This is a genomic window from Streptococcus sp. HSISS2, assembly GCF_000448665.1.
Taxonomy (GTDB): domain Bacteria; phylum Bacillota; class Bacilli; order Lactobacillales; family Streptococcaceae; genus Streptococcus; species Streptococcus raffinosi.
Window position 1 is genome coordinate 587,524 of record NZ_CM002133.1, and the last position, 2,995, is coordinate 590,518.

At 39.8% G+C, this 2,995-nt stretch carries 1 protein-coding gene and 1 pseudogene; both read left to right on the plus strand.

Annotation, left to right across the window (positions count from 1 at the left end):
- A pseudogene (gene topA / locus HSISS2_RS02800) lies at nucleotides 1-2,063 on the plus strand (type I DNA topoisomerase); the annotation flags it as partial.
- Between the two features lie 114 nt (nucleotides 2,064-2,177).
- Nucleotides 2,178-2,995, plus strand: an 818-nt coding sequence (locus HSISS2_RS02805) for a TraX family protein (RefSeq protein WP_042766933.1), incomplete at its 3' end; no start/stop codon positions are given.

Consider the following 2,995-nt stretch of genomic DNA (forward strand, 5'->3'; position numbering starts at 1 on the left):
CACCAAAGAAAATTTGGTTATCGTGGAGTCTCCTGCCAAAGCAAAAACCATTGAAAAGTACCTTGGGCGCAATTATAAAGTTGTAGCCTCTGTTGGGCATATCCGTGATTTGAAAAAATCAAGTATGTCTATTGATTTTGAAAACAACTACGAACCACAATATATCAATATTCGTGGTAAGGGCCCCACTTATCAATGAATTGAAGAAAGAGGCTAAGAAAGCTAAGCAAGTCTTTCTCGCAAGTGACCCGGACCGTGAAGGAGAAGCTATTTCATGGCATTTGTCACATATCCTTGGACTGGATGATCACGATAAGAATCGAGTTGTGTTCAATGAAATCACAAAGGATGCGGTAAAAAATGCCTTCGTAGAGCCACGTGCCATTGACATGGACTTGGTAGATGCGCAGCAAGCTCGTCGTGTCTTGGACCGTATTGTGGGTTACTCTATTTCACCTCTTCTTTGGAAGAAGGTTAAGAAGGGTCTTTCTGCTGGTCGGGTGCAATCGGTAGCTCTTAAGCTTATTATTGACCGTGAGAATGAAATTAAGGCCTTTAAACCAGAAGAATACTGGACTATTGATGGTGCCTTTAAGAAGGGGGCTAAGAAATTTCAGGCTAGTTTCTATGGCTTGGATGGTAAAAAGCTTAAGCTCAACAATAATGACGATGTTCAAGCTGTTCTTTCTCGTATCACAAGTGACGACTTCAACGTAGATAAGGTAGAGAAAAAAGAACGCCGTCGTAATGCACCATTGCCATATACAACGTCATCACTACAACAGGATGCTGCCAATAAGATTAACTTCCGTACACGTAAGACCATGATGGTTGCTCAGCAGTTGTACGAGGGGATTAATCTTGGTTCAGGGGCTCAGGGTTTGATTACCTATATGCGTACGGACTCAACACGTATCAGTCCAGTTGCTCAAAACCAAGCTGCTGAATTTATTACAGAACGCTTTGGTTCTAAGTATTCTAAGCATGGTAGCAAGGTGAAAAATAGCTCAGCGGCGCAAGATGCCCACGAGGCTATTCGTCCTTCAAATGTTTTTCAAACGCCAGAAAGCATTGCCAAGTATTTGGATAAGGATCAACTCAAGCTCTATACCCTTATTTGGAATCGTTTTGTAGCCAGTCAAATGACAGCTGCAGTATTTGATACGATGAAGGTGACCTTGTCTCAAAATGGTGTCATTTTCACAGCAAATGGAAGCCAAATCAAGTTTGACGGTTATATGGCCGTTTACAACGACTCTGATAAGAACAAAATGCTTCCTGATATGGCTGAGGGTGATACAGTTAAGAAGGTTGTGACAACGCCTGAACAACACTTTACGCAACCACCTGCACGCTATTCTGAAGCGACATTGATTAAGACGCTAGAAGAAAACGGCGTTGGTCGTCCGTCAACATATGCGCCAACGCTTGATGTTATCCAACGTCGCTACTATGTCAAATTGGTGGCTAAACGTTTTGAACCAACGGAACTTGGTGAAATCGTAAATAGCTTGATCGTCGAATTTTTCCCAGATATCGTGGATGTTAAATTTACCGCCGAGATGGAAGGGAAACTCGATAAAGTCGAAATCGGTAAGGAACAATGGCAGAAGGTTATTGATGAATTCTTCAAACCTTTCCAAAAAGAATTGGAAAAAGCTGAAGAAGGTATTGAAAAAATCCAAATCAAGGATGAGCCTGCTGGTTTTGATTGTGATCTCTGTGGTCACCCAATGGTCATCAAACTTGGTCGCTACGGTAAGTTCTACGCATGTAGTAATTTCCCAGACTGTCATAACACCAAGGCCATTACTAAAGAAATTGGCGTTACTTGTCCAACCTGTGGTCAAGGTCAGGTCATCGAACGTAAGACAAAACGTAATCGTGTCTTCTACGGTTGTGATCGCTATCCTGACTGTGAATTTACGTCGTGGGATATCCCTGTCGGACGTAACTGTCCTAAATCAGGTGATTACCTCGTCGAGAAGAAAGTACGTGGTGGTGGCAAACAAGTCATCTGTAGTAACGAAGAGTGTGACTACAAAGAATCTGTTGTTAAATAAAGACATAGCTATCTCAAGTTAAGACTTGGGATAGTTTTTTGTATTTTATCCAAAAAACTGATACTTTCCTTAAATTTGTTTTTTATACTGAGAATGAAAGAAAGGAGAGTTATTATGAAACGTTTAAGTCTATCAGGTTTCCAACTCAAATATATAGCCCTCATTACTATGGTATTTGACCATATTCACTATTTTTTTGACTATACTGGGAAAATACCCATTTGGTTTACTATGATTGGGAGATTAGCGGCCCCCTTGTTCCTATTTGCTGTGATTGAAGGTTTCGTTCATACACACAATCGAAAAAAATACTTCCTAAAAATTTATGCTTTAGCGATTTTGATGGGATTGATTCAGTTTGGATTTTATAATTTTCTACATCCTCTTGTAAGGGCAGATGGTTTCTTTCCACAAAATATGATGTTGTCATCGTTCGCTATTTTGCTCGTTGCTCTTCAAGGTATTGCTTGGATTCAAGAAAAGAAATATCTAAAAGGAATCCCAACCTTACTTTTCCCCTTATTGCTTCCATGGTTAATGGCACCTTTTTATCTGCTAAGCGCAAACAAACCTATGTTAGGTTTTCTACTAAATTTACTCAATTTTACAGTGCTACCAGTTCATACATTTATCAGCGATGGAGGGACGTGGTTGCTTTTGACTGGTATCGCTATGTATCTTTGTCATAAGAATCTTAAGAAAGAAGTGCTTGCTTTTGTGAGTGTTAGTCTTGTATGGGTACTAATGGCGATTGTATTAGGTAGACTTTCTATTCACGACTTAATGTTTAAATACATTGAATGGATGGAAATTTTTGCAGCTCCTTTGATGCTTTGTTATAACGGTCAAAGAGGGAACGGGTCAAAATATTTATTCTATGTCTTTTACCCAACTCATATTTATCTACTTTACGCCTTGTCAGTTGTCTTCTA